We start from the raw sequence: 18,953 nt of genomic DNA on the forward strand, positions 1-18,953 counted from the left end.
CGTTTAGACTGTTATATCTGACAGGTTCTTTTTCCAATGATTGGCCTTCTAATAATAAGCGCAAAGCCCCCTCAAATTAACAATCATGAAATGGTGAGAAAAATGCCTAATGACGTGCATACAGACATTAACATCGGCGACGTTAAATCGACGGGAAACATGGGCGGTGAAATTTTCATCGACGAAATTTATAGCCATGCATTCAAGGCGGATGTTGTTCTTTACGTTAATAATGCCTCCGTCATCCAGATATACGGTAGTCAAGGGGAGTCGCAGGAAAGCACAGTTATCGCCGTATCGTTAAGGCCGGGGACGCCATCTGGCGCGTATACATTTGGCAAAGAGCCAATCACCGCTCTGGACTATTACCCTCCGCGTGACGGAGCTCTATGGAAGGTGACAGGTGGTGGCGTCAATATCAGTTTTGATGAAGAGGGCAAGCGTGCTACCGGGACCTTACAAGTTTTGTGCGAGCGTGGAGTTCAAAAACTGGACGCAACGGTGAATTTCGACATCACTAACTAATCAACGACAACGTATTTGATGATTGTTCTCCGGCAGGAGAACAATCATCACTTTTGATCAGATCTGATAGTTCTTCAATTCCCGGGCAATCACCAGCCGTTGGATCTCACTGGTTCCCTCATAGATCTGGGTGATCCGCGCATCGCGGTAGTAGCGTTCCACCGGGTAGTCTTCCAGGTAGCCATAGCCACCATGGATCTGCATGGCCGAAGAACAGACCTTCTCGGCCATTTCCGAAGCGAACAGCTTGGCCTGGGACGCTTCGGACAGGCACGGCTTGCCGGCACTGCGCAAACGGGCGGCATGCAGGATCAGCAGGCGCGCGGCATTGAGGCGGGTCTGCATGTCCGCCAGCAGGTTGGCCACGCTCTGGTGCTCAATAATGGCCTTGTCAAACTGCACCCGGTCACGGGCGTAGGCCAACGCGGCTTCAAAGGCCGCGCGAGCGATGCCCAGGGCCTGGGCGGCGATGCCGATGCGCCCACCTTCCAGGTTGGAGAGGGCAATGGCCAGGCCCTTGCCGCGTTCGCCCAGCAGGTTGGCTTCGGGAATGCTGCACTGGTTGAGGGTCACCGCGCAGGTGTCGGAGGCGCGGATGCCCATCTTGTGTTCCGTGCGGTCCACGGTAAAGCCGGGCGTATCAGTGGGCACCAGGAACGCCGAAATACCTTTCTTGCCCAACTCCGGGTCGGTGACCGCAAACACGATTGCCAACTTGGCGCGCTTGCCGTTGCTGACAAACTGTTTGGCGCCGTTGATCACCCACTGGCCATCGCGCAGTTCGGCGCGGGTGCGCAGGTTGTGGGCTTCGGAACCGGCCTGGGGTTCGGTCAGGCAGAAGCAACCGATAGCCTGGCCACTGGCGAGTTCGGCAAGCCAGGTCTCTTTCTGTGCGGGTGTGCCGTAGTTGAGGATAGGGCCGCAACCCACTGAATTATGGATACTCATCAGCGCGCCTACCGCACCGTCACCCGCAGAAATCTCCTCCACGGCTAAGGCGTAGGCCACGTAGTCGACGTAGGTGCCACCCCATTCTTCCGGCACCACCATACCCAGCAGGCCCAGTTCACCCATCTTGGCCACCAGGGCGTCATCGATCCAGCCGGCTTTCTCCCAGGCCTGGGCATGGGGGGCGATTTCACCGCGGGCAAAGTCGCGCGCCATGTCGCGAATCATTACTTGTTCTTCTGTAAATTCAATATCTTGCATGAGTTATCTCCCGCTCTTTGCGAAGTCTTGGAAGAAGCTGTCGACGTGGCTCTGCTCCAGTGCCGCTAACGTTGGCGGGTTCCAGCGCGGGGATTTGTCCTTGTCGATCAACAGCGCACGCACGCCTTCGATCAGGTCGCCACGGGCAAACCACTGGCGGTCCAGGTGCAGTTCCAGAGCAAAGCAGTCCTCCAGCGCCAGGTGCCGGCCACGTCGCAGCATCTGCAGGGTGACGGCCATGGCCAAGGGCGAGCGAGTCTGCATCAACTGGGCGGTAGTCACGGCCCATTCATGGCTGTCGGCGACGGTCACTTGCTGCAATTGCTCGACAATGCTCGGTACGTCCGGCTGGGCAAAGAAGTGATCGATGGCCGGGCGCAGGGCCGCCAGCGGCGCATCCGGCAGTTGTTGCACCGCAAGCTTGGCCAGCAGGCCTTGCAGATCCTTGAGCGGTGAGTCTTGCCACTGCAGGTGGTCGAGTTTCTGGTCCAGTTCGGCCAACCTGGCGCTGTCCAGGTACCAGTCGGCGAGCCCGCAATACAAGGCGTCGGCGGCGCGGATCTGCACCCCGGTCACGCCCAGGTAAATCCCCAGCTCACCGGGAATGCGCGGCAGGAAATAGCTGCCGCCTACATCCGGGAAATAACCGATGGCCACTTCCGGCATGGCCAGGCGACTGCGCTCGGTCACCACCCGCAGGTCGGCCCCCTGGACCAGGCCCATGCCACCGCCCAAGACAAAGCCGTCCATCAGGGCAAGGACCGGTTTGCGGTAGTGATGAATGGCCAGGTCGAGGGCGTATTCTTCGACGAAGAAGTCTTCATGCAGCGTGTCGCCGCTCTTGAAACTGTCGTACAGCGAGCGGATATCGCCCCCGGCGCAGAAGGCCTTTTCACCGGCGCCGCGCAGAACCACCGCGTGCACCTGGGGATCAGCGGCCCAGGCGTGCAAATGCGCCGACAGGCTGCGGACCATGTCCAGGGTGATGGCGTTGAGGCCGGCGGGGCGGTTGAGGGTCAGGTGGCCGATATGGTTGCGTACCTCGGCCAGGACGCTGTCCTGGGGGGACTCGGTGCTGCATGTCGCCTGGGACTGAGCCTGAGCAGTCATCTGTAACTCCCTGCTTTTATTGTTCTTTATCAAAATGTTCGCGGGCGAACCATCACCGGATCGTACCAGTGCAAATTTGCCCAGTACAACCCGGAATCCTGCAGGTCATCTTTGCATTTATGCAGGGGGTGTTCGATAAAAAACCAGGGCAGGCGTGCTTAGACCCGACTGGCCAGTACTTGGCCAATGCTGCGGCGGCGAGCGTGGTCTTCGGCGATATGGATCAGCTCTTCGAGCTCAGTGGGGGTGACGTCGAAAAACTGCTCCATTTGCGCCAGCGCTTGCTCCAGGTCCACAGCGGTGATTTTTGGATCTACCTGCGGCGTCGCAGACGGCACCATGACCGGCGCTTCGGCTGGGCCCTTGGGGTAGCGAGTGCGCGTCAGGTTGTTATAGGCCAGGGCCGAGAGCAACAACGTGGCGGCGCCCAACATGACCGGCGCGACTTCCTGCCAGCCCAGGGCGATGGTGGCCGGGTCCGCCAGCACCAGGGTCATCGCCAGGCCCCCCGAAGGCGGGTGCAGGCAGCGCAGCCAGCACATCAGGATCAAGGCCATGCCCGCTGCGAGGCAGGCGCTGCCCAGGGTGCGCCCCAATACGCGGGCCACCAGCAAAGCCACCACGGTGGCGCACAGGTAGCTGCCGATGATCGACCACGGCTGGGCGAGGGCACCCGATGACACGGCGAATAACAGCACGGCGGAGGCGCCCAGCGGGCCCAACAGGTGCATGGCCACTTCCAGGCCATACACCTGGGAGCAGAGCCATACGGTCAATAGAGTGCCCAGGGCCATGCCGATGGCGGCACGGCTCCATTCGGCGGGGCGGGTGTTGATGGCAGCGGGTAACCAGCGAGCGAGCATTGCGGGGCAGTCCAATCTTGAAAGGCGATCACAAAACAATGCCGCTCAGCTACACCTGCAGGTTTGTGCAGAACTGAGTGACATCGGGCAAAAAAAGGGCTTTGCGGTTTGCCGCAAAGCCCTTCGAAAGTTCCAACATTTGGGGGAGGAACCGGCGCAGTGTGCCGTTCAAACAAAACTGTCGCCAATGCATATTAATGCAGCTTAAGTGCAGTAATTTTGCATCAAAACCGCTCAAGCCCCGGGCTCACCTTGCCCAGTACGCGGTCGTGGTTGGCGCTGCTGTTCAGCGACTGCTGCACGCTCTCCCGCAACCGTGGGTCGCTGGCCAAGGGCCCCTTGAGGGCGACAAGGGCGTCGCGCAGCCCCATTAGCCGAGCCAGGGTGGGCAGGGGGATATAGCCGACGTGTACCGGCTCGATAGGCAATGACTCGTCAGGCACGGCAGCGGTCCTCTGAGGGGTGTTTTTGAACGCAGGCGGTAACTAAATAGCGCAATGTGCAGCGAGTGTAACGCTGGGGTCATAGGGCCGGTAGAGGCGCCGCTACCGGTATTTACGGATACAAACGTAGGAGCTTTCTTGATAAAAGCCCCCCACTCAGTCACCCGTACCCAGATGCAGCAACACATAGGTATTTTTATCGAACTGCCCTGTGAGAACCGGCGTCATGCCATGCCAGCGTGGCTCGCCCAGACGCATGAAATCCGCCTTGTCCATCACCAGCCATGCAGGCACCGGCACTGCTGCCAGGTCGCCAGGGGCTTGGGTGAACAATGGCACCCGGTCACATTCCACATTGACCATGAATTTGATGGCCTTGGCGTCTTTACCCAGGCCATGCAATACCAGGGGCGCCGGGTGCTGCCGGATGAGGGCATGAGCCTCGCGGGCAAAGGTGCGGGTGTCATACAGGCGCCGTTCCAGGGGTTCGACCACCAGGATATATACGCTCCACACCGCCAGCACCGCGCAAAACGCCGGCCCGACCGGGCGCCAGTGCCACTTGAGGAGCATCCCGGCGACAACGACCTGCAAGCCAATCAACAGGCCAACCACGCCCTGGAAATGCTCCAACTGCGCACCAAAGCGATGGCGCGCCACCACTAGCGCCCCCATCAACAGCCCCGGGCTCACTGCCCATAACGCCAGCATCAAGCCTCGCAGCGCCTTGAACAGACGGCCATCTGCCGGATGGAACGGGTACGCGGCGATGATCGCCACCATGGGCATCATGGGCAACAGATAGCGGGCTTTCTTCGCCTCGGGGATCGACAGGCCGAGCATCACGATCAAGCCCGCCGCCGTACAGCCCAGCAGCAACTGCCAACCACTGTCAGACATACGCCGGCCATTGAGCAGCACCGCAAGCAGCGCCAGCAGGGCCAACGGGTATGCCAGGGCGTAGTTGCCCAGGGAGCTGGTGAAGTAATACAACACGCTGCTTGATCCTTCGCGGCCATCCATGCGCCCGAGGAACTGCATGCGGATCACGTCCTGCATAAAGGCCTCGCCGCCACTGACCTTGGCCAGCAACAACAGCAACCCTATGCAGGCCACCAGCAACGCCAGGGCCAGCAGGCCGAAGCTGAACAACGGGCGCCACTGGCGATTGAGCAGGTAAAAGCTGCACAACACGCCGGCAGGGATCACCAGGCCGATGGGCCCGCGAATCGCAAAGCCGAGCAATAACAGGAGCAATAGCCACGGCAGGCGCCGGGGGCTGGCGAAGTGATCGTGGGCGTAGCCCAGGTAAAACACTGCCAGCGTCACCGCCGCCAACATCTGGTCCAGGGACACCGAGCGGGTTTCGCTGATAAACGTACTGCTCAGCAACAGCAACGCAACACTCAGCAACGCCCAGCGCCGCGAGTAGGGCGCGGTCAGGCGGTAGACCAGGGCGACGATCACTGCCGACGCAATGGCCGTCGGCAGCCAGGCGCTGAGGCTGGTGACGCGCCCCAGGGGCAGCGACAACAGCCAGGTCAACAAGGTTGAGGTCGACAGGTAGTCGGCATACGGCTGGCCATAGGTCGAGGGGAAAAATCCCGGCCCATGGCGCAGCATTTCCTGGGCGAACAGCACAAAGCGCGAGTCGAAACCGATAATTGCATGGTCCCAGTTGCCGGCGACAAACAGCAGCAGCGCCAGCAGCCCGATACCCCAGGACTGGCGGCGCAAGGTTGCGCCGAGCATGTTGTCCACGCCTCAGGCCTCCAGCAACCGTGGCAGCCACTGTTGCTGGGGGATCGGCAGGTCGCAGGATTGCCCGCGGCCCATGGGGAAGTAATGGAAGCCCTTGCGCGCCAGGCGCTCGGCGTCATACAGGTTGCGCCCGTCAAAGATCACCGGCGCCTTGAGGCGTGCGTGCAGCAGGTCGAAGTCCGGCGCCTTGAATTGCTGCCACTCGGTGCAGATGATCAAGGCGTCGGCCCCGCCCAGGGTCGATTCCGGGGTGCCCATCAGCATCAGGCGCGGGTCATCGCCGTACAGCCTCTGGGTTTCCTGCATGGCCTCGGGGTCGAAGGCCCGCACGTTGGCGCCGGCGGCCCATAGCGACTCCATCAGCACCCGGCTCGGTGCGTCGCGCATGTCGTCGGTGTTGGGCTTGAACGCCAGGCCCCACAAGGCGAAGGTCTTGCCGCGCAGGTCGCCTTTGTAGAACGCGCGGATCCGTTCGAACAGTTTGCTTTTCTGCCGCTGGTTGATGGCTTCCACCGCTTCGAGCAAATCACTCGAGCAATTGGCTTGGCGGGCGCTGTGGATCAGCGCGCGCATGTCCTTGGGGAAGCACGAGCCACCGTAGCCGCAGCCAGGGTAGATAAAGTGGTAGCCGATCCGCGAATCGGCACCGATGCCCAGGCGCACCGACTCGATATCGGCGCCCAGGTGCTCAGCCAGTTCGGCGATCTGGTTGATAAAGCTGATTTTCGTGGCCAGCATGCAGTTGGCGGCGTATTTGGTCAGCTCGGCGCTACGCACATCCATGAAGATGATGCGGTCATGGTTGCGGTTGAACGGCGCGTACAAGTCGCGCATTACCTCGCGTACCTCTTCGCGCTCGCAGCCGATGATGATCCGGTCGGGGCGGCGGCAGTCGGCCACGGCAGAGCCTTCCTTGAGGAATTCCGGGTTGGAGACGATATCGAACACCAGGCTGCGCCCGGCCAACGCCTTGTCGATGTGCGCGCGCAAGGTGTCGCCGGTGCCCACCGGGACCGTGGACTTCTCCACCAGGATCACCGGTTCGACGCGATGACGGGCCACCGCATCGCCCACCGACAGCACGTACTTCAAATCGGCCGAACCGTCTTCGTCCGAAGGTGTGCCGACCGCAATAAACAGCACTTCACCATGCTCGACCGCGAGTTTTTCCTGGCTGGTAAAGGTCAACCGGCCGTTTTCCAGGTTTTCCCGCACCAGGCTGGCAAGCCCCGGCTCGAAAATGCTCACATGGCCCTGTTGCAGCAGGCGCACCTTGTTTTCGTCAACGTCCATGCAGATCACATCGTGACCGACCTCGGCCAATACGGTGGCCTGTACCAGGCCAACGTAACCACTACCAAATACGCTGATTTTCATGGGGCATTCCTGGGGCTTGTGTTGCCGATACGACGGGAGTTGATTGTCAGGACGCCGAGGATGACCAGTGCCACCCCCAAGGTTCGCGACAGGGAAAAGGGTTCGTTGAAGCCCGGCAGGCTGGCTGCCAACAGGTACACCAGCACGTAGCTGATACTCAGCAACGAATAGGCGCGCCCCAGGGGCAAGTACTGCAGTGCGCCGAGCCAGCAGAGCATCGACAGCGCGTAGGCAACAATCGCCATGACCACTACGCCCAACGCCAGCGGATCCACCGTGGCGTTACCGAGTGCCGTGAGCCAGTCGGCGGGCAAGGGCAGGCGCGTCATGCTCCAGCGCATGCCCAACTGGGCAGTGCTCACCAGCGCGACGCTGGATAACGCCAAGGTAAAACCACGTAACCGGCTCATACCTGGCCCCCCAGCAACAGCACACCCGCCATCACCAGGGCCACGCCAAACCAGTGGCGGCGATCCACCGGCTCATGGAACACAAAGCGCGCCACCAGGGTAATCAAGACAAAATTCAGGCTGAGCATCGGGTAGGCAATCCCCACCTCCAGGCGTTGCAGCACCAGCAGCCACACCAGCAGGCCCAGGCCTAGACACAACAGGGCCAGCCACAGCCAGGGCGAGCGCAGTTTCAAGGCCCAGCCCGCGGGCTGGTTGCGCCAGCCTTCGACGGCATACTTTTGGGCGATCTGGCCCATGCAGGTCAGCAGGCACGCGGCCAGAAGCAGCAGCAAGGTGATCAAGGCGCCACCTGTGGGAATACCAGGATCACCATGTTGCCTTGCTCGTAGCGCTTGCCATCTTTGGGCAGCAACTCGACCTCGCGTACTTCACTCTCGCCCTTGACGCGCATCACCACGCCCACCGAGCCCTGTTTGCGGGCCTCGGTCATCCATTGCTGGACTTGCGTGGTGTCGACCCGGCGATTGGCCGCATCAGCGTAGGCAAGGCCATATTTGACTTCGCCCAGAGTGTCGTACAGCGTCACGTCCGGGCGCTTGAGCCGCCACGCCAGGGACGAGGCGGCGCCCAGGTCGTTGCTCAGCAAGCGCTGGGTGCCTGCCAGCTCTTCGACGTGGTCAATGATGAACTGGTCCGGGGTCTTGTTATAAACCACCGAGTGCGGCAACGCCGCCGGCACCAGGGCCACCAGCAACCAGCTGCCCAGGGCAGGCGCCGCCCACAGGCGCAACGGGCGTGCCACCTGTAGCAGGTTGGCGATGATCCAGCCCAACAGCACGATAAACACCAGCACCAGGCTCAGCAGTTCCTGCTGGTGGGCAAAAATCGGCTTCTTCAACTGGAAATACACGATGGCCATCAGGCCCAGTACGCCAAGGATCAGGTTGAGCCCGCCGTTGATTTGCAACACTCGGCCACGGGCCTGGGCCAGTTTGTCCGCCAGGGTGTTGCCCATCAGCAATGCCAAAGGCAGCAGGCACGGCAGGATGTAAGCCGGCAGCTTGCCCTTGCTCAGGCTGAAAAACGCCAGGGGCATCAGCAGCCACAACAATAGGAAGCCGGTCTTGTGCGTACGCTTTTGTTGCCACGCCTGCTTCAGGGTGGAGGGCAACAGCGCCAGCCACGGTAGGCTGAACGCGGCCAGCAACGGCAAGTAGTACCACCAGGCCTCTTCGTGCTGGGCATCTTCACCGGCAAAACGCTGGATGTGTTCGTGCCAGAAAAAGAAGTTCCAGTAGTCCGGTTCCTGGGCATGCACCATCAGCGCCCAGGGCAGGCTGACCACAATTGCCACCACCACCGCGACCACGCCATAGGTTAGCAACTCACGAAAGCGTTTTTGCCAGACCATGTAGGGCAGGGCGACCAGCACCGGCAGCAGCCACGCCAAAAAGCCCTTGGTCATGAAGCCCATGGCGCAGGCCAGTCCCAGCAATGCCCAGGCGCCCAGGCGCGCGCGCCGGCCGTGGCTGTCGATACATAGCCACAGCGCCACGCCGCTGAGGTTGACCCAGAAGCTGAACTGCGGGTCGAGGTTAGCGTAGCCACCAGACATCGCCACGCTGACAAAACTCATGTACAGCACAGCGCTGGCCAGGCTCTTGCGTGGATCGTTCCACAGGCGCCGGGCCATGAAGTACACCAACAGGATGCTCAAGCCCGTGGCCAGCGCCGAGGCCACCCGCACACCGAACAGGTTCTGCCCGAACACGGCCTGGCCCAGGGCGATCATCCAGTAACCGGCCGCCGGTTTTTCGAAGTAACGCAGGCCCATAAAGTGCGGGGACGCCCATTTGCCCGTCAGCAGCATTTCCTGGCTGATCTGCGCGTAGCGGCTTTCATCCGGAATCCACAGGCCATGGGTGGCCATCGGCAACAGGTAACACAGGCCGAAGACCAACAGGAGCAAGGGCAGCGCCCAACGTCGGATCATCCCTTTTGCACTCCCAGCCAGCCTTCGCGGCCGCCGAGTACGCCGCGTGTCAGATGCGCCTGGGGCAGGCTCGCCGGATCGGCCGGCAACAAGTTGCCCAAGGGCTGGAATTGAATGCCGCGCTGCCGTGCCTGGGCAAGCAACTGGCGAAACTCATTAGCCATCAGAATCCCTTCTACTTCTGCGTGGATCGTATAGACGTTGAGTGTCGATTCGGTGAACCGAGCAAGAATGAAACCGTTGAAGTACTTGGCCGCGACCTGTGGCCCGACCACTTCGTCGAAGGTCGGCAAGTCCACCGGGATCTGTGGGGTGCCGGCACTGCCGTCGGCGAGCGTCGGGCGAAACACGCTGGTGCCGCGACAATCGCTGTTGTAGCGCAGGCCAAAGCCTTGCTTGGCCTGCACCACGCGCTCGTCGGCGCGCCAGCCGGCGGCGGCGGAACAGTCCACGGGCTGGCCAAGAATGTCGCTCAGGGTGTCGAGCCCACGGCGCATCTGTTCCACCAGTTGCGCGTTGCTCCAACGGCCGGCATTGGCCTGCCAGCCATGGTGATCCCAGGCGTGCAGGCCCACTTCGTGCCCGGCGGCCCTGGCCTGGCGCATCAAGTGCCCCAGGTCGCGGCCAATCGGCTTGCCCGGCCAGGCGGTGCCGGCCAGCAGGATGTCCCAGCCGTACAGCCCGGCCGCGTTGGAGCGCAGCATCTTCCACAGGAACTGCGGGCGGATCAGGCGCCACAGATGCCGGCCCATATTGTCCGGGCCGACACTGAAGAAAAACGTCGCCTTGATGCCGGCCTCATCCAGCAACTCCAGCAACCTTGGCACCCCATCGCGGGTGCCTCGGTAGGTGTCGACGTCAATGCGCAGACCTGCCTTCATTATTTGCCTGCTTCGCTGGACTGGGCGATTTCCAGCATCGCTTCACGCAGGAAGAAATCCAGGGTGTTGCCGATGGTTTCGCTCATCTCCACGCTCGGCTCCCAGTTCAGCAGGCGCTTGGCGTTGGCGATGCTTGGCTTGCGGTGCGCCACGTCCTGATACCCGGCGCCGTAGAACGCCTTGCTTTCCACTTCGCGAAAACCCGCGAACGGTGGGAAGTTGCCACGCAATGGGTGAGCCTCGAACTGGCGCAGCAGCTCTTCGCCCAACTGGCGGATGCTGGCTTCGTTGTCCGGGTTGCCGATGTTGATGATCTGGCCGTTGCACGCGTCGTTATCGTTGTCGATGATCCGCGCCAGGGCCTCGATGCCGTCGGCGATATCGGTGAAGCAGCGTTTTTGCTCGCCACCGTCAAACAGGCGGATCGGCGTACCTTCCACCAGGTTGAGGATCAACTGGGTGATCGCCCGGGAGCTGCCGATACGTGCCGAGTCGAGGCGATCCAGGCGCGGGCCCATCCAGTTGAAGGGGCGGAACAGGGTGAAATTCAGGCCCTTGGCGCCATAGGCCCAGATCACCCGGTCCAGCAGTTGCTTGGATACCGAGTAGATCCAGCGCTGCTTGTTGATCGGCCCCACCACCAGATTGGAGGTGTCTTCGTCAAAATTCTGGTCCTGGCACATGCCATAGACTTCGGAGGTCGACGGGAAGATCACGCGCTTGTTGTACTTGACGCAGTAGCGCACCAGCTTGAGGTTTTCTTCGAAATCCAGCTCGAACACGCGCAATGGGTTGCGGGTGTATTCGATTGGCGTGGCGATGGCCACCAGCGGCAGGACCACGTCGCACTTCTTGATGTGGTACTCGATCCACTCGGAGTGAATGCTGATATCGCCTTCCACATAATGGAAGTTGGGGTGGCTGCGCAGGCGTTCGATAGCGTCAGAGCCAATATCCAGGCCGTAGACTTCGTAGCGATCATCGCGCAACAGCCGTTCGGACAGGTGGTTGCCGATAAAACCGTTGACACCCAGGATCAGCACACGGGTCCGCCGTGGCTTGCGGCCCGACTCGGCGCCACGCAGCACCGAGCCATCCACCAGCCCCAGCTCATCGGCCAGGGCCGGGCCTGTGAGGTACAGGCCGTGGTCGTTGCGCTGGCCGTAGCTGATCACCAGGGAGTCTTCACCGCAGGCAATGCGCAGCGGGTTGACGCTGATCACGCGGCCGGGTGCCTGGCCTTCGTTGCCCTTGACCACCTCGGCTTGCCACACGATCAGCTTGTGCTCGCCCACGGCACAGAAGGCGCCGGGGTAGGGCTGGGTCACGGCGCGTACCAGGTTGTACAGCGCCTCAGCAGGCTTGCTCCACACCAGCTTGCCGTCTGCCGCGGTGCGGCGGCCGAAGCAGGTGGCCTGGCTTTCGTCCTGGGCAGTTTCGCTCAACGTGCCCTTAGCCAGTTGCGGCAGCGCATCGCGCAGCAGCTGTGTGGCGGCCTCGCGCAACTTGGCGTGGAGCGTCAGGCCGGTGTCGCTGCGCTCGATCATGACCTTTTGCTGGGCGAGGATCGCGCCGGCATCGGCACGCTTGACCATGCGGTGCAGGGTCACGCCGGTTTCGGTTTCACCGTTGACCAGCACCCAGTTGGCCGGCGCGCGGCCACGGTACTTGGGCAGCAGGGAACCGTGCAGGTTGAATGCGCCCTGGCGCGCGGTGGCCAGCAGTGCCTCGCCCAGCAGGTTGCGGTAGTAGAACGAGAAGATGAAATCCGGGTTCAGCTTGGCGACACGCTCGACCCACAGGGGATGGTTGGCGTCTTCCGGCGCATGCACCGGGATGCCGTGGCGTGCGCACAGCTGGGCGACCGAGCCGTAGAAGGTGTTTTCCTTGGGGTCGTCGGCATGGGTGAACACTGCAGCAATGTCGTAACCCGCAGCGAGCAGGGCTTCAATGCCTGCACAGCCAATGTCGTGGTAAGCGAAGACAACAGCTTTTGAACTCATGACGGAACCTGATTGGAAGGTGAAGTGGAAGGCTGGGAAGAGGGCAGGCCATCGACGATGACCACCGGCGCGGGCGCTGCTGGCTCGTTGCGCAGCACCTTTTCAATAAAGAAGCGTGGGCGCGCGCGCACATCGCTGTACATGCGCCCCAGGTACTCGCCCAGCAGGCCCATGCCGATGAACTGGCCGCCGGTAAACACAAACAGCACGGCGAACAGCACGAACAGGCCATCACCGGCCCAATCGGCACCAAAGGCCAGACGCATGACGATCAGGGCGAACGCAAACAGCATGCCCAGGGCCGCCAGGCTGAAGCCGACGATGGACAGCAGGCGCAGGGGCGTGGTGGTCATGCAGGTCAGCAAGTCGAACATCAGGCTGATCAGGCGCATGGCGCTGTACTTGGATTCGCCGTGTTCGCGCTCGGCGTGGTGCACCGGGATCTCGGTGGTGTGGCGCGCAAAACCGTTGGCCAGGATCGGGATAAAGGTGCTGCGCTCACGGCAGGCGAGCATGGCGTCGACAATGGTGCGCCGGTAAGCGCGCAGCATGCAGCCGTAATCGCTCATGGCCACGCCGGTGGAGCGTTGCACGGCCAGGTTGATCAGGCGCGAAGGCCAGCGGCGGAAGGCCGAGTCCTGGCGGTTGTTGCGCACGGTGGCAACCACGTCGTAGCCCAACGCGGCTTGCTCGACCAGGCGTGGAATCTCTTCGGGCGGGTTTTGCAGGTCGGCGTCGAGGGTAATCACCACCTCGCCCCGGCATTGCTCGAAACCGGCCATGATTGCCGCATGCTGGCCGTAGTTGCGGTTCAGGATCACGGCCACCACATGGCTGCCTGGTTCACCTGCCGCGTCTTCCAGCAATTGCGCGGAACTGTCGCGGCTGCCGTCGTCCACCAGGATGATTTCGTATTCGTAGGCCAACTGCTCACACGCAGCACGGGTACGGCGCAACAGTTCGGGCAGGCTCTGTTCTTCGTTGTAGACCGGGATAACGATCGACACGCAATGAATAGGGTAGGGTTTCAAAGATTCATGACCTCGGTTTTAGAGCAACTTCAAGCGTAGAGATGACAACAAACAGCGGATGAAAGTGCGGGCAACTGAATAAAAACAGCCGTGTGCATAGCCATCCTGAGTAAAGCTCATAACGACCAAAGGTAAAGCATTATCAAAGGGTTAGTCAGCAAAACGCGGTTTGCCCCAAGTACTGCGGCCAAGATTAAGCGCAAATGTGTCCAGCGAATATGAAAGGCGGATGAAAAACTCGTTTATTTGTTGGGCAGACAGCGAGTGTTCAGCTAGACAATAAAGAACCCAGACAAACGATAACTGTTTGCGCTGTAGTCCCAGTCTGTAAGTGCTTTAGTGCGTATGTACGGTGAATTAACCGGGTTTGCACTCAGTCCCGCCTGACGAATCTTCTCTGCATCCCCCTGCAAGTCCCGGTAAAGTAAGCGATCTCTTGCCTGGGTAGTCGGATGAATAGCGTGCAGTTTTTACGCGGCCAGTTACGGCCGGTCTTGATGGTGATGGCGCTCGGGGCGGCCCATGCAGCTGTGGCGGCCGAGGAAATGAAGCTGACGCCGCTGAGCCAGGTTCCGCTCGGGATCGAGGTCCGGGGCAAGCAGGTGGCCGCGTATAGCTGGGATGATCGCCAGGGCCGTAACCTGCTGGTGTTGGCCGAGCAGGAAGCCGGCGAGCGTGATGATGACGGGACGCAGTCGGCGTCAATCTATGCCGCCCAGTACCTGTTGGAGGGGGATCGCCCCAAGCGCCTGTGGATGCTGCATGACGATGTGCAGCGCTGCGAATTCGACGCCAGCCTGCACTTTGATAACGCCGCGACCCGCGTCACCGACCTGCTGGATGACGGCCTGAGCCAAGTGACCGTGGGCTACTCGCGTACATGCACCAGCGATATCAGCCCCCGGGAGTTCAAGCTGATCATGCACATCGGCAAGTCGCACAAGTACGGGCTGCGTGGTGTCGACCGCTACGGAGCCAGTTGGTGGGACGAAGAAGCCGGTGCGCTGCGCGGTATGCCGCTGCCCACCGATTGCAGCGTTGCCGGGCAGCAGGCGTTGGTCAGTCAGTACAAGGAGCAGGGCACCGAACTGCCATTGCCAGGCTGCTACAACGACGAGCATGACTTCGCCAAGGCGCCCGCCACGCTGTTGGCTTTCATGCGCCAGCAGTGGTTTGCGCTGATGCAAAAACAGGACGTGGACTGGGGCCAGCAGCAAAGCCCGGCACCCGCAGAGGATGAGCCCTAGTTTGGTATGCGGCGCCGACCTGCGTTAGACTCGGCGCTCGCCAAACCACTAAATACCGAGATTAAACATAGGCTTAGTCTCGATATTTAATCTCAAGGCTGATCTATTTTGACCGAGATTTCCCGCAATCCCCTGACCCTGTATCTCGCGCGCCTGGCGCCCTCTAGCCAACTGACCATGCGCTACGTGCTGCAGGATGCGGCCGACCGCCTGGGTTTCGAAGAGATCAACCTCGAAGATATCGACTGGCACCTGCTGCAACCGGAGCACGTGATGGCTTTGGTCGCCGTGCTGCGTGAAGACGGGTATGCGCCCAACACATCGTCGCTGTATGTCAACGCGGTGCGCGGGGTGATGAACGAAGCCTGGCGCATCAGCCTGATCAGCCAGGAACACTTGCTGAAGATGCGCTCGGTCAAAGCCACCGCCGGCACGCGCTTGAGCCAGGGGCGTAACCTGCGTCGCACCTTGATCCGCGAATTGATGGACGTCTGCGCCGCCGACCCAAGGCCGCAAGGGCTGCGGGATGCGGCAGTCATCGGGATCCTGTATGGCTCGGGGATGCGCAAGTCAGAATCGGTCAACCTCGACCTGGCCCAGGTGAACTTTGCAGAGCGCAGCCTGCGGGTGATGGGCAAGGGCAATAAAGAGTTGATCAAGTACGCGCCGGCCTGGGCGTTTGCCAAGTTGCAGGCCTGGCTGGAGTTTCGCCGCGAGCACTTGAAGGAAGGGGAACAGGACGATAATTTCCTGTTCAACCGCATCCGCCGGGGCAGCCATATCACCCGCGAACGCATTACCAAACATGCCATTTACTACATCGCCCGCCAACGCGGCGAACAGGTGGGTGTGAAAATCATGCCCCATGATTTCCGGCGCTCGTTTATTACCCGGGTGATCGAGGAGCATGACTTGTCGATTGCACAGAAACTGGCGCACCACACCAATATCCAGACCACCGCCAGCTACGATGTGCGTGATGACAACGAGCGGCGGCGCGCGATTGATCGGTTTGACCTTTGATCGCTGGAGAGTGAACACACCCCTTGTGGCGAGCGGGCTTGCCCCGCGCTGGGTGGCGAAGCCGCCCCAATAGCCTCACCCCGTTCTGCCAGGTACACCGAGGTGGCTGGTTTTGGGGCTGCTGCGCAGCCCATCGGGGGACAAGCCCCCTCGCCACAAGGGGGAGCTTTAGCAGTCCGAAACCTGTTGTCGACCGCTAGCTTTTTGTGGCGAGCGGGCTTGCCCCGCGCTGGGTGGCGAAGCCGCCCCAATAGCCTCACCCCGTTCTGCCAGGTACACCAAGGTGGCTGGTTTTGGGGCTGCTGCGCAGCCCATCGGGGGACAAGCCCCCTCGCCACAAGGAGGGAGCTTTAGCAGTCTGAAACCTGTTGTCGACCGCTAGCTTTTTGTGGCGAGCGGGCTTGCCCCGCGCTGGGTGGCGAAGCCGCCCCAACAGCTTCACCCAGTTCTGCCACAGCGTTCCCATTTAACCATGAGCCAAAAGCTGCTTTTTAAAGACCTTGAACGCTGTGACACACCAACGCCTGGCGCTCGTAGTTCAGCGCCTTGTTTTGTGCAGGCAGCGCATACGGCGCAGTACATTGCTGGTCACCCCACTTGATCGTCAGGCTGCCTTGGTCCTCTTCGACCAGTACCAAGGCATTGCCGCTGGGATCGGCGATGGCCAACTGTTTGCCGCTGGCGTCTTCCAGTGAGGCGCCGAACGCCATGCGCTGGTGCTGCGCATCAAACAGCTCAAACAGCACGCGCCGCCCGGTTTTGCCGCTGTAGCGGGCCAATACCACCGCACCGCGGCGCGGTACTAACTGCTGCGTGGCCTGGGTGATTTCAACATCACCGCCCAGGTCGCGGGTGTCGAGGCTGATCCAGTTCACCCGATAAGGCTGTGCCGAGGGCACCACGGCATAGCCGTTGCGCCCGGTTTCAACCCCGCTGTAGCTGCTGACTTTAGCCCCGCTGATACCCGGCACCTGAACCAAGGCAAAGGTTTCGCTGACGGTCTGCCCCAGGTTGATGCCACCGGCGTGCGCCACCACTGAGCCGGCAACGTTAAGGTTTTGTGCGTCGTACCCACGGCCCTGGCTATACCCCAGGCTGATATCGGCCATGGATGTGCGGCTATTGATGTTGGCCGATCCCGATTGGCCACCCGTTCGGCTATGCCCGGCCTGGACCGAATAGAACACATCGCTGGTATCGGCCACATAACCGTTGATACCCGCCTGGGTGCTGGTATCGCCTTGCTGGGTGCTGGTGGTGACGAATGCACGCGGCGCCCGGGGCTGGCTGCCCAAGGGGAACGAAAAGGACAGGTTGAACTGCGTGTCGGAGTCCGGTGCGCCCCAACTGGCAATCTGTTTGGTGCGTGTCACCCCCAGGTTGTAGCTCAGGTCGCCCCAGTTGTTGTTGTACCCCGCCGAAAAGCTCTGGGAGCCGCCACGGTTCCAATAGCGCTGGTCGGTGGCGTTCAAGTAAAGGCTGCCGAACTCGCGGTTGCGCCCGATGCTTTGGTTGATCGTCAGGTCGGTGCGGGTTTTCGAGTTGCCCGTACGCTTGACGGCACCCTCACTGGTGTCCTCGACGTGGTCGGTCAGGGTGCGGTAGCCCTCGGTCGAGTAACGATAGGCGGCCAGGGTGAAGTTGGTGTCGGTGCCGGCAAAGGTCTTGGCATACAACGCACGCACGCTGTTGCCCTGGGTCGTTTGCCCTTGGGCGGCGCTTGAGGAGTGAGTGACGTCCATCGACACCGCGCCCAGCGACGTGTTTTTGCCAACCCCCAGGGAGAGTGCCTTGTAGTCTTCGCTCACTTGCAGGCCGACAATCGCGCTGAGGTTGCTGGTGAGCCCGTAGGCGAGGGTGCTGCTGACAAATTGCGGGCTCGCCAAGCCGTCAGCATTGCTGCTGAATTTACCGGCTGAAACGCTGTATTTGACCTGGCCTTCACGCACCATGATCGGCAGGCTGGAGAACGCCTGGGTGGTCACGCGCCGACGGCCGTCGGCCTCGATGATGGTGATTTCCAGGTCGCCGTTCGAGCCGCTGGGGTAGATATCGTTGATCTCGAAAGGCCCGGGCGCGACGTTGGCGGTGTAGAGGATGTAGTCGTTCTGGCGGATCTCTACCGTGGCGTTGGTCTGTGCCACGCCACGAATCACCGGCGCATAACCGCGCTCGCTGTCGGCGCGCATGCCTTCGTCGGACGCCAGTTTCACGCCTCGGTAACGCACGCTGTCGAACAGGTCGGTATCGGAAAAAATCTCCCCGGCACTGAACTGGCCCTTGAGCGTCGTCACGTCATGCTGCACATAGCTGCGGTTGCTGGTGAAGTTGCTCGGCCGCCCCGTGCCATTGCTCAGGTTCGATTCGTTACGCAAGCGCCATGCGCCCAGGTTGATGCCGTTGCGCAGCCCCAAGTTGTTGTTGATGCGGGTTTCATAGTCGCCGGCGGTGCGGCTGCTATTGAGTTGATAGTTGATAAACGCTGCGGGCACGCCGTCGTCCCATAACTGGGGGTCGACATAACCGCGCATGCCCCGTTGCATCGCAACCTGTGGAATGCTCGCCGCCAGGCGCAGGCGACTGGCGTCATAGCGCAGGGTGGCCTGGTCGATCAGCGTCGGTAGGTCGTAGCAGGCCTGGGGTTGGCTGGCGTCGAGCTTGCCTTGGGCTTGCAAGAGGGTCAGGTCGATCCCCAGTTGCTTGAGCAAGTCCAGGGTCAGGCACGGATCGACCCGGCCGGTCTGCGGGTTGCGCTTGAAGTCGATGTCGCGACGGCCCACCAGGACCTCATTGCTATACAAGTCGACTCGGTAGTTACCGGGCAGCACGCTGTTGGCCGACAGCAGTTGCTGCAGGTCTACCGACGATTGAGCGCCCTGCAAAAAGGTGGTGTTGAACACTTCCAGGGACGGCTCATCGGCAACGGCCCAAACGGGCGAGCCGGCAAGAATGGCCAATGACAGCGTACTCAACTTCAGAGATGTGCACGTTGTAGACACGCGTGAAGTGCGCTCGCTTGATATGTAATGATTGGGCCTGCTGCCTAAAATAAAAAACATGCAAAGAACCTATAT

The 18,953-nt window shown here is 61.3% G+C and carries 16 protein-coding genes; 3 read left to right on the forward strand and 13 right to left on the reverse strand.

The genetic code is table 11. From position 1 onward, the window contains the following. Nucleotides 1-102 precede the first annotated feature (102 nt). Nucleotides 103-525, forward strand: a complete 423-nt coding sequence (locus FIV38_RS18370; protein ID WP_139273580.1) for a hypothetical protein — start codon at nt 103-105, stop codon at nt 523-525. A 57-nt stretch (nt 526-582) separates the two neighbouring features. On the opposite strand, the gene FIV38_RS18375 is transcribed toward FIV38_RS18370, so the two are convergent. From FIV38_RS18375 to arnC, 12 genes are all read right to left on the reverse strand, one after another. Beyond that, on the reverse strand, nt 583-1,734 hold the full coding sequence (locus FIV38_RS18375) for an acyl-CoA dehydrogenase family protein (protein WP_029291653.1): 1,152 nt from the start codon (nt 1,732-1,734) through the stop codon (nt 583-585). Nucleotides 1,735-1,737: 3 nt separating this feature from the next. Then, on the reverse strand, nt 1,738-2,844 hold the full coding sequence (locus FIV38_RS18380; RefSeq protein ID WP_092236734.1) for an enoyl-CoA hydratase/isomerase family protein: 1,107 nt from the start codon (nt 2,842-2,844) through the stop codon (nt 1,738-1,740). Between the two features lie 158 nt (nt 2,845-3,002). Further along, the gene (locus FIV38_RS18385; protein ID WP_092236731.1) at nt 3,003-3,707 is read right to left on the reverse strand and encodes an HPP family protein; all 705 of its coding nucleotides are present in this window, start codon (nt 3,705-3,707) and stop codon (nt 3,003-3,005) included. 224 nt (nt 3,708-3,931) lie between these two features. After that, a complete protein-coding gene (locus tag FIV38_RS18390; protein ID WP_133714315.1) occupies nt 3,932-4,150 on the reverse strand; it encodes a type VI secretion system contractile sheath small subunit in 219 nt (72 codons plus the stop codon). Nucleotides 4,151-4,306: 156 nt separating this feature from the next. Beyond that, the gene (locus tag FIV38_RS18395) at nt 4,307-5,902 is read right to left on the reverse strand and encodes an ArnT family glycosyltransferase (RefSeq protein ID WP_092237462.1); all 1,596 of its coding nucleotides are present in this window, start codon (nt 5,900-5,902) and stop codon (nt 4,307-4,309) included. Between the two features lie 12 nt (nt 5,903-5,914). Next, nucleotides 5,915-7,288, reverse strand: a complete 1,374-nt coding sequence (locus FIV38_RS18400) for a UDP-glucose 6-dehydrogenase (RefSeq protein ID WP_029291660.1) — start codon at nt 7,286-7,288, stop codon at nt 5,915-5,917. Continuing rightward, nucleotides 7,285-7,698, reverse strand: a complete 414-nt coding sequence (arnF, locus tag FIV38_RS18405) for a 4-amino-4-deoxy-L-arabinose-phosphoundecaprenol flippase subunit ArnF (RefSeq protein ID WP_092236728.1) — start codon at nt 7,696-7,698, stop codon at nt 7,285-7,287. The genes FIV38_RS18400 and arnF overlap by 4 nt, the downstream gene beginning before the upstream one ends. Next, entirely contained in the window at nt 7,695-8,042 is a 348-nt protein-coding gene (arnE, locus tag FIV38_RS18410; RefSeq protein ID WP_092236725.1) for a 4-amino-4-deoxy-L-arabinose-phosphoundecaprenol flippase subunit ArnE, read from the reverse strand. Before arnE ends, arnF begins: the two co-directional genes overlap by 4 nt. Next, nucleotides 8,039-9,694, reverse strand: coding sequence for a lipid IV(A) 4-amino-4-deoxy-L-arabinosyltransferase (gene arnT, locus FIV38_RS18415; RefSeq protein ID WP_092236721.1), 1,656 nt, complete (start codon nt 9,692-9,694; stop codon nt 8,039-8,041). Before arnT ends, arnE begins: the two co-directional genes overlap by 4 nt. Continuing rightward, nucleotides 9,691-10,578, reverse strand: coding sequence for a 4-deoxy-4-formamido-L-arabinose-phosphoundecaprenol deformylase (gene arnD, locus FIV38_RS18420; RefSeq protein WP_413469532.1), 888 nt, complete (start codon nt 10,576-10,578; stop codon nt 9,691-9,693). Before arnD ends, arnT begins: the two co-directional genes overlap by 4 nt. Then, complete coding sequence (gene arnA / locus FIV38_RS18425; protein ID WP_092236719.1) at nt 10,575-12,578, reverse strand: bifunctional UDP-4-amino-4-deoxy-L-arabinose formyltransferase/UDP-glucuronic acid oxidase ArnA; 2,004 nt, start codon at nt 12,576-12,578, stop codon at nt 10,575-10,577. Before arnA ends, arnD begins: the two co-directional genes overlap by 4 nt. Next, complete coding sequence (gene arnC, locus FIV38_RS18430; RefSeq protein ID WP_029291673.1) at nt 12,575-13,609, reverse strand: undecaprenyl-phosphate 4-deoxy-4-formamido-L-arabinose transferase; 1,035 nt, start codon at nt 13,607-13,609, stop codon at nt 12,575-12,577. The genes arnA and arnC overlap by 4 nt, the downstream gene beginning before the upstream one ends. 452 nt (nt 13,610-14,061) lie before the next feature. Between arnC and FIV38_RS18435 the strand changes: the two genes are divergently transcribed. Both FIV38_RS18435 and FIV38_RS18440 read left to right on the forward strand, forming a co-directional pair. Then, nucleotides 14,062-14,856, forward strand: coding sequence for a M949_RS01915 family surface polysaccharide biosynthesis protein (locus tag FIV38_RS18435; RefSeq protein ID WP_092236718.1), 795 nt, complete (start codon nt 14,062-14,064; stop codon nt 14,854-14,856). 108 nt (nt 14,857-14,964) lie between these two features. Further along, entirely contained in the window at nt 14,965-15,879 is a 915-nt protein-coding gene (locus tag FIV38_RS18440) for a site-specific integrase (RefSeq protein WP_029291677.1), read from the forward strand. A 491-nt stretch (nt 15,880-16,370) separates the two neighbouring features. Here FIV38_RS18440 and FIV38_RS18445 read toward each other — a convergent pair whose 3' ends face one another. Then, nucleotides 16,371-18,938, reverse strand: coding sequence for a fimbria/pilus outer membrane usher protein (locus FIV38_RS18445; RefSeq protein WP_092236717.1), 2,568 nt, complete (start codon nt 18,936-18,938; stop codon nt 16,371-16,373). Nucleotides 18,939-18,953 lie beyond the last annotated feature (15 nt).

It is taken from the genome of Pseudomonas proteolytica, assembly GCF_007858275.1.
GTDB classification, from domain to species: domain Bacteria; phylum Pseudomonadota; class Gammaproteobacteria; order Pseudomonadales; family Pseudomonadaceae; genus Aquipseudomonas; species Aquipseudomonas proteolytica.

What these genes read in the sequence shown, in the direction of transcription:
- FIV38_RS18370 (WP_139273580.1), top strand. Translation starts at nt 103, where the DNA reads ATGCCTAATGACGTGCATACAGACATTAACATCGGCGACGTTAAATCG.
- FIV38_RS18375 (WP_029291653.1), bottom strand. Translation starts at nt 1,734, where the DNA reads ATGCAAGATATTGAATTTACAGAAGAACAAGTAATGATTCGCGACATG.
- FIV38_RS18380 (WP_092236734.1), bottom strand. Translation starts at nt 2,844, where the DNA reads ATGACTGCTCAGGCTCAGTCCCAGGCGACATGCAGCACCGAGTCCCCC.
- FIV38_RS18385 (WP_092236731.1), bottom strand. Translation starts at nt 3,707, where the DNA reads ATGCTCGCTCGCTGGTTACCCGCTGCCATCAACACCCGCCCCGCCGAA.
- FIV38_RS18395 (WP_092237462.1), bottom strand. Translation starts at nt 5,902, where the DNA reads ATGCTCGGCGCAACCTTGCGCCGCCAGTCCTGGGGTATCGGGCTGCTG.
- FIV38_RS18400 (WP_029291660.1), bottom strand. Translation starts at nt 7,288, where the DNA reads ATGAAAATCAGCGTATTTGGTAGTGGTTACGTTGGCCTGGTACAGGCC.
- arnF (WP_092236728.1), bottom strand. Translation starts at nt 7,698, where the DNA reads ATGAGCCGGTTACGTGGTTTTACCTTGGCGTTATCCAGCGTCGCGCTG.
- arnT (WP_092236721.1), bottom strand. Translation starts at nt 9,694, where the DNA reads ATGATCCGACGTTGGGCGCTGCCCTTGCTCCTGTTGGTCTTCGGCCTG.
- arnA (WP_092236719.1), bottom strand. Translation starts at nt 12,578, where the DNA reads ATGAGTTCAAAAGCTGTTGTCTTCGCTTACCACGACATTGGCTGTGCA.
- FIV38_RS18435 (WP_092236718.1), top strand. Translation starts at nt 14,062, where the DNA reads ATGAATAGCGTGCAGTTTTTACGCGGCCAGTTACGGCCGGTCTTGATG.
- FIV38_RS18445 (WP_092236717.1), bottom strand. Translation starts at nt 18,938, where the DNA reads ATGTTTTTTATTTTAGGCAGCAGGCCCAATCATTACATATCAAGCGAG.